The 7,614-nt window shown below is 55.1% G+C and carries 6 protein-coding genes and 2 pseudogenes; 6 read left to right on the top strand and 2 right to left on the bottom strand.

Going from position 1 to position 7,614, the window contains the following annotated elements; genetic code table 11:
• The 5 genes and pseudogenes from V5B44_RS13850 to V5B44_RS13835 form a co-directional block, all read left to right on the top strand.
• Positions 1-339 (top strand): annotated as a pseudogene (locus V5B44_RS13850) (hypothetical protein); the annotation flags it as partial.
• The gene (locus V5B44_RS13845; protein ID WP_332359588.1) at positions 336-1,268 is read left to right on the top strand and encodes a hypothetical protein; all 933 of its coding nucleotides are present in this window, start codon (positions 336-338) and stop codon (positions 1,266-1,268) included. The pseudogene V5B44_RS13850 and the gene V5B44_RS13845, both read left to right, overlap by 4 nt.
• The gene (locus V5B44_RS13840; protein WP_332359587.1) at positions 1,255-2,421 is read left to right on the top strand and encodes a hypothetical protein; all 1,167 of its coding nucleotides are present in this window, start codon (positions 1,255-1,257) and stop codon (positions 2,419-2,421) included. Before V5B44_RS13845 ends, V5B44_RS13840 begins: the two co-directional genes overlap by 14 nt.
• Entirely contained in the window at positions 2,421-3,194 is a 774-nt protein-coding gene (locus V5B44_RS26705) for an NAD-dependent epimerase/dehydratase family protein (RefSeq protein WP_434735448.1), read from the top strand. Before V5B44_RS13840 ends, V5B44_RS26705 begins: the two co-directional genes overlap by 1 nt.
• 4 nt (positions 3,195-3,198) lie before the next feature.
• Positions 3,199-4,272, top strand: a complete 1,074-nt coding sequence (locus tag V5B44_RS13835) for a hypothetical protein (protein WP_332359586.1) — start codon at positions 3,199-3,201, stop codon at positions 4,270-4,272.
• Positions 4,273-4,536: 264 nt separating this feature from the next.
• Here V5B44_RS13835 and V5B44_RS13830 read toward each other — a convergent pair whose 3' ends face one another.
• Entirely contained in the window at positions 4,537-4,689 is a 153-nt protein-coding gene (locus V5B44_RS13830; RefSeq protein ID WP_332359585.1) for a hypothetical protein, read from the bottom strand.
• A gap of 120 nt (positions 4,690-4,809) precedes the next feature.
• Here V5B44_RS13830 and V5B44_RS13825 point away from each other — a divergent pair.
• Positions 4,810-6,488 (top strand): annotated as a pseudogene (locus V5B44_RS13825) (IS1634 family transposase).
• A gap of 325 nt (positions 6,489-6,813) precedes the next feature.
• On the opposite strand, the gene V5B44_RS13820 reads toward V5B44_RS13825, so the two are convergent.
• On the bottom strand, positions 6,814-7,440 hold the full coding sequence (locus tag V5B44_RS13820; protein WP_311106217.1) for a nucleotidyltransferase domain-containing protein: 627 nt from the start codon (positions 7,438-7,440) through the stop codon (positions 6,814-6,816).
• Positions 7,441-7,614: the final 174 nt, after the last annotated feature.

The raw sequence follows: 7,614 nt of genomic DNA, 5'->3' as shown, positions 1-7,614 counted from the left end.
TTGAACAGCGGTGCTCCCCTACCAAGGATAATTCAGTATATGTTGGCGCCAGGATTATTTTGGTTTGGAGGAAATGGCTTTCGTTTGGCTCTGTTGGCGGCACTACTTGGCGCATTTATGGGAGAGATTATTGCATCAGAAAATGGTTTAGGATACTACGTGGTCCTAAATGCTTCTCGATACCGAATGGATTTGGTTTTTGCTGGCTTGAGCGTGTTTCTGGCCATTGCGTGGATTTCCGAACTGTTAGCATGGAGATCCATGAGGGTACTTGGCCGACGGGTTGGTCAGATCTCGAAAAATGATGGGGCAATCTGGAGCGGGGAACAACCGAAATGATGATTTCAAAAAAGGAAGGTAAACGCGATACATGTTGGCTGATGGCGTGTGTTCTGGATATTAGGAATTTCACTGAACTCACGGCTCGTGTTGATGAGGTTAGTCGAGCGAACTATATAGAGCAAGCCAGACGAATAAGTGTTCTTAATGGGTATCGCGAGTTTGTTGAGAACACCCAGAAAGATGCGAAGGAGCAGTTGCTAGAAATCGCCAAAAAAATTCAAAATCGCCCATGGGCTCTCAAGCCTACAGGAGATGGTCTTCTATTTGCGATTCAGCTTCAGGATATCGAAATCGAGGAAGGCTCTCCTTCGGATTGTGGAAACTATGACATTTTCCCTCTAAAGGTTGCGGCCGTTGAGGATATAAAATATATCATTGAGGCAATTATAAATATTATAAAAGGAAGTCATACCTTAAAGTTGGAGTGCAACGGGCAGCCAAATGTGGGATTAAAAACCAAAGATTTTATTACTAATCATGGTTCACTTCTCGGTTATGGACCTGATGATTTGCGTAAATTTTTTTTCCTTGCCGGTGCTTGCACTATGGGCATCGGTAATTTTACCACTACACAGGACACGGTCTTCGGATGCAAATGGCTTGACGATGACCAACAGCGAGCGATTGATGCAAATGGCCATGCCGTGAATTTAGCATTTAGACTGTGTAGCAACGCGGCGAAACCACTTGACGGAGATTCCAGTGTGAACACCACTTTTGCCCCAAGCCCAAAAATGAACCGGTCACCAGCAATTTTATTGCAACGAGAGCTGGTTCACTTTGTGACCTCTCACGACTCAGGTTGGGAGAAGGCACATAATAATGGTGGCGATATTTCGTTCAGGCACTATCGTCTACAGCAGGAGCTAAAGGGCTTGGAGTGCCGTTGGTGTTATGGAATAGCAATACATAATGATGGCCTTTGATACTATTTATCACAAGGAACACTGTGGCGGGCTTAACAAGTTATACAGCCTGTTTGCTGAGTTTCAGATAAGCAAGCGCCGAAATAGGCGGTTGGCGCAATCGGCTTGGTCGCCATGTTTTTTGGGTGATTTGAATCGTCTGCTAGAGCATGAGTTCATCAGCCGCGAGATGTGTTCACCCGCGGAGACAGATAGAGAAGAGCACGACTTTTGGGAGGTGGGTCCCGTTGTTCGCGTAAAGGATACTGCCCGTGTCTCGATGGGATGGCATCTTTCCGCTTTTGAGATGCTCACCAGCGTTGTGTTTGCTAAACCCACGAAACGTGAGTCAACGGTGGCTGAACTAAGCGACGAGATCATTCAGTTCCTGACACGTGATCTTGGGTTAAGCATCGATCGGATTCGAGTCACGGTCTTCGGCGGCGGGGAGGTGTTGCCAGGAGTTGTCGTTCCAGCTGATCTATCTTGGGCTAGGTGCTGGACTGAAGCCGGGCTACCTGAGACCGCCATCAAGTACATCCAAGGACCAATGCTGTTCCTGCTAATGATTGACAGGTTTGAACGTGCAGGTCCGACCTGTGAGATTCTGTATAATTTCGAGGGCAAATACTGGCTCGAGATCGGCACTGCGATCGCCCATGATCGGATCTTGGTGGGTGCCAATGGTGACTGGAGGCTCGAGTCTGCTTCACGTGGTGCGTACGGGGTTGCCTTTGGTCTTGAGAGGCTTTCCGCGCTACTCGCTGGGCGAACAACAGTTGTCAGAGAGGATTACTTCGTCCATGCATGTGAGTTGGTGTGGTCCTCAAGCAGTCATTCCGCGGACTTGCGAGAACTTATGTGGTCGGACGTTGTCGCTATTGTGGACATAATCCGTCTGGGTGTTATCCTCTGGGCGTTCCCTGGCCATCCCGCAAGCAACAGAGGCCTCCCCTCTGAGCAGTTACGACGTCTTGTTAGGAAAGCAAGCCTCTTGCAGATTGGAAGCGTGGCTGAAACAGTGGCGGCCGTTGGAGATTTGCTCCTCAAAGACTTTGCGACGAGACACGAAAGGATGTTCCACGACTCAATGGCGGGACTTGTTGAGCAAGTTATGATTCCTTGGACGGAAACCTGGAACCCTGCTGGTTACCGAGGCCTTGGGCTAATCTGATGGCGGAGTTAATGGAAAAGATTCTCGTAACAGGTGCAGCTGGTGGGATTGGTGGCGCTGTTGTCCAGCGGCTCGCTAAACGATTTGAAATTCGAGCGATTGATATCCGGCGAATACCTGATGTTACGAGCCTTGATGAGACCGTACGCTGGACGCACGGCGACGTGAGAAATACTCCTGAAATCGAGAATTCGTTGGATCGTATCGTCCCGAAGACACTCCGCGCGATTGTGGCGTGTGCCGCATGGGGTCCAGCGCATCCAGATGCAGGGGAAATCCTTGAAACAAACGTGGGGGGTTGCATTAAAACGATTCTTGCTTCTCGCCAGTTTCTTGCGCTTGATGCGCTAGTGATCGTTTTTGGCTCATCTGCGGGTCAGAGTTTCAACTCTCGACCCGTGCATAGGCGGTGGTTGAAGCAACTTGAGAGTGGTGAACCTACCGATTCCCCATTCAGTGAGGAACTTTCGCCCGAAGAAGCATACGCACTAAGTAAGTGGACCCTTATGCAATGGGCTAGGCACACACCACTGTGGGCAAGTGCACTCGGTATTCAACTGACTTGCATCACGCCCTGTCCAACGAATGGACTGATGGCCGAAGAGATGCGACAACACGCACCTTGGTTGCTACCGAAAGATAAGGATGGCCGGGAACAACCACTCGCTAGCCCTAGCGTTACGGCAAACTTGGTAGAGTCAATTTTGACCCCCAAGAGTCCAATGCAGACAACGTTGCACGCAGCTACTGCAAGGAAGCTCTCATTTGGATAGAAGATTGCTGACTCCCGATTTATTGCTTGAACGTGTGAAGGGGTCTTTCGAGGCATCGAAGTATGTGCAGATTGAACCTGCTGGACTGATCTCGCCGTCGTTTCCTGATACATTTGCAGCGAGCGTTTTTCATAACGTTGTGGTTGACCTGATTCAACAGGATGGTTGCGCTGTAAGTAAGCGGTTGTGGGGAATCGATTGGGCCTTTCGGCATGTCGATCTGGCGGCTATTGGACACAGTCCGTGGCATCTGAGTATTTTCCGAATGCTGGTCTGGCTTATATCAAGTCCAGCGGATTGCTCAGATGGATTGGGCGGTGAAATAGTTCGGAGGACAATTGCTTTGCTGCGAAAGATGGATCTTGATCTGAGTCGCCTCTACTTCTCCACTTTTGCTGGTGGCCGATCTGGACTTTCTTCACAGGTGCGCGCGAATGATGAGGTCATCGTCGCGTTAAATGAGGAGGGGTTCTCGGATGACCAAATAATACATGTAGTCGGAGATCGGCTCCTCACGAATATCCGTCGGGGGCAACAACCAGCCGGCCCGCGATGTGAGGTTTTCTATAAAGCAGATTGCGGAGCCCTAGTCGAAATCGGGACTCTCGTCTCAGAGCAGTATCGACTTTCGGCTAACCTTCGCATGCTAGTTCCCACCCCCCAGCATGTCTATGGGGTGGCCCTTGGTGTTGAGAGGCTGGCGGCCGTGGCAGCCGGGCTCAAATCTCTATTTGAGCTTCAACCAATCTTACTGGCGGCAGACTCTTTGGCGCTTTTCGGCCAAGCGTCGTTGGCGTCGGCCTATCAAGTTGAGTTTCGGCGTGCTATTGACGCAGGTCGGGCTCTGGTTGGGATTTTGCACACTACTGGAGGAAAAATCGCAGGTCGAAATCGGAGACGTTTACTCAAACAACTAAAGAGGCGTGTTGCAGACTGGGCGAACTCGGTAGGCGTTGATGAGCGGCACGTAATTGATCTGCTGGTCCAGTGCTTCTCTGCAGAAATGGGTGCTATTGACCAGAGTGGAAGCATTGTAAATACGATTGAAGCTCTGTCAGCCGGGGTTCGGGAAGAATAGGTGTCCTTTTGGCAACGCTGCACTATCCGCCTGCATCCTTGCTCACGGCCGCTTGGTCGTCGACGACAGCGCGCACCGGGAGTTTTCGAAGTGCTGCGGTTTCCGCCAAATTGGGCGAGGCAGCGGGTGCAGTTTTGTGATGGTGAGTGAAAGGTCTTCGGTACCATCTCAAGGCCGGTGAGATCCTTCAGACCTCCCGGAACCCCCGCTGAAGTGCGCCGGGCCCATTTCCTTGTTTCTGGCTCGTGCAGCAGCCAGAAACAATCAGGCGTCGACAGGGCCCAGCGCCTCCACCGCAGCCTGAAGTTCCTTGGCAACTGCGATCAGTTCCCGGATCAACGGCTCGTCTTCTTCATAGTCGCCATCGTAGAGGGCACGGTTACCCCGAGTTCGACACTTTTCGCGTGCCAGACGCATAATCGAGGCATCAGCCGCAATGAAAACAAGGAGTTGGCGCGCAGCCAGAAATTCGTTGTAGTGACACGCCTGGCCTGGAAATCTATTGCGATCATGGCAGTATGTGGATACAGTAGCGACATGTTCGTGAAGATCACCACGTCCGGCCCGCGCCAGTACGTCAAGCTCGTCGAGTCCTACCGGGACACCGCCGGGGTGCCTCGCCAACGGGTCATCGCCACCCTGGGGCGCATCGAAGCAGTGCGATCTGGCGAGGCTGACTCGCTGCTCAACGGTCTGCTGCGGGCGGCGGGCAAGCCCTCCCTGGAGGAGGGACCGGCGAGGTCGCCTTCGCGCCAGCGCTGTCGGTCGGCGACACCTGGCTGCTGACCGCCTTGTGGAAGGAACTGGGCTTTGCCGACGCCTTTCGCCGGTTGCTGCGCAACCGCCACCAGTTCGACGCCGAACGCCTGTTGCGGGTGATGGTGTTCAACCGGCTGTGTGATCCGGAATCCAAGCTGGGGATCCTGCGCTGGCTGGAGGGCACCCGGGTTCCCGAGGTCAGCGCCGATTCGGTGAACCACCAGCACCTGCTCCGCACGATGGATACCCTGGCGGAGGGTGCCGACCGGGTGGACGACGCCTTGACAGGTCTTCTGCGGCCGTTGATCGATCAGGAGTTGGCGATCGTCTTCTACGATCTGACGACGATCCGTGCCGAAGGCAGCACCGACGAGTCGGAAGATCTGCGGCACTTTGGCCATGCCAAGGAGGGCGGGACAGTGCGCCAGGTGATGCTCGGGGTGGTCCAGACAGCGGAAGGCCTGCCGATCCATCACGAGGTCTTTGCCGGCAATACCGGCGAGACGACGACGCTGGTGCCGACCATCGAGAAAGTGCTGGCACGCTATCCGATCAAGCGGGTGGTGCTGGTCGCCGATCGCGGTCTGCTGAGTCTCGACAATCTCGACGCCATCCGGGCGCTACGGGTCGGCGATCAGCCGCTGGAGTTCATTCTGGCCGTCCCGGCGCGGCGCTACGGGGATTTTGACAGCCTGCTCACCCCTTTCCACGAGAAGAGCTGCCAGTCGGCGACGGCAGAGGTGTTCGGTGAGCTGAAGTGGCAAGGGTTTCGTCTGATCGTTGCCCATCGCCCCGACAGGGCCAGCGAACAGAGTCGCGTACGCGATGAGCGCATTGCGGCGCTGGAGGCCGATGCCGCGCAGTGGGCGGAGAAACTCGATGCGCAGGAGGCCGGTCAGACCCATCCGGGCAAGAAGCTGTCAGACGCCGGTACGATCGCCCGTTTCTACAAGGCGGTCGCTGACGCGCATCTGGCGCACATCATCAGGGTCAATCTCGCCTCCGAGGTATTCACCTACGAGATCGACGAACGTGCGCTGAAGCGCGCGCGGCTGATGGATGGCAAGCTGATCCTCGTTGCCAACGTTCCGGATTCTCCCCCGGCCGAGATCGTGGCGCGCTACAAGGCGCTGGCCGACATCGAACGGGGATTCCGTGTCCTGAAGTCCGAGATCGAGATCGCGCCGGTCTTCCATCGCCTGCCGAACCGAATCCGGGCGCATGCCTTGATCTGCTTCCTGGCGCTGCTGCTTTATCGGGTGCTGCGCCTGCGCCTGAAAGCGAAGGCCAGTCCCCTCTCCCCGGAACGCGCTCTGGAGATCGCCCGCCGGATCCAGTACCACCAGGTCACGCTGCACCAACGCCAGTCGGCCTCCGGCTTGTCCGCCATCACCCCCCAACAGAAGGAGCTGTTCGAAACCGTCGCCCTGCCCGAGCCCTCCGCCAGACGCTTGTAGTGCCAATTTCGAACCCGTGAATTGAGCACAAACAATCACTTGGCCGTATTTTTGTCGAACTCGGGGGTTACGCTTCTGGTGGCAGTTGTCGAGGAAACGCCACTTGGCTACAGGTAAGGACATGGTGCTGCCCAGAATCTGGAAGACGATATAGCGGTTCTCCGATCGATACCCATGCCAGCGCAGGGCCGCCAAGGCGAGGCTGTGTGCTGCGTCGTAGGCCAGGCTGAAGCGGCTTTCGGCGTTCAGTCCAGGGTTCTGTGCGTCCGGCAGTCTATTCCTGGCGGATCGGAGCAGTCCGTCGAACTCGGCCTGATCAGGGGGTTCAGCCTTGAGCTTGCCGATCCTCGCCAGATTCTGCAGAGTTTCCCGTGGGGAGGTCATTGTCGTCGCCGATGAGCATGATCTTTGGTTGCTGGACGATGCGGGTCAGGAAGTGGTTGTCGCTACGTAGCTTCTTCGAGAAATCTTCCGCTGCGTAGAGGGTGGGGTTCACCTTGCGACCCAGTACTTCCTCTGCCTTGGCCAGCACCTCGAAGAGATGACTGTAGCTCAAGCCCTCGGCGATGACCATGACGTCGATGTCGCTGGCCGCCGTATCCGTGCCCTTGGCCACGGAACCATAGATGAAGGCGCAACGAACGAGATCGGCACACTCGGACAAGGCGGCACGCAGGACATCGGCCAGCCCGAAGGTCTTGAGGACGATCCCCCGGAGTTCCGTGAAGATCGGCGATTTCCGGTTGGCCTGGTAGTGTTTCTGTCGGCCGAGGGGAGTCATGGTGATCAGACCGGAGGAGGTCATTCGTTCCAGTTCACGCTGCAGCGCGCCACGCCCGGTCAAGGCAAGCTTTGCAATTTCGTTGGCGTAGAAAGATCGGTCCGGTTGACCAAACAACAGCCCAAGCACCCGCTGCTGGCCTCCAGAGAAGAGCGCATCTGAAATCGACACAGAGTCTTTATTCCCCATAATGGGTACTATGGTACCTGATCTGGGGATCAGCGCGCTAAACTGAGGGCAACGCTTGTTCCCCTCTATGGGGCTTGGCGACCCCAATTCAGGGGATTTCTTGTCCTTTATCCTTCAGAAGGCTCGGGGTAAAGGGTTGCGCCCATGACTAGGGCG

This window comes from Candidatus Accumulibacter necessarius (assembly GCF_036625085.1).
This window is presented reverse-complemented; position numbering and strand designations above follow the sequence as displayed.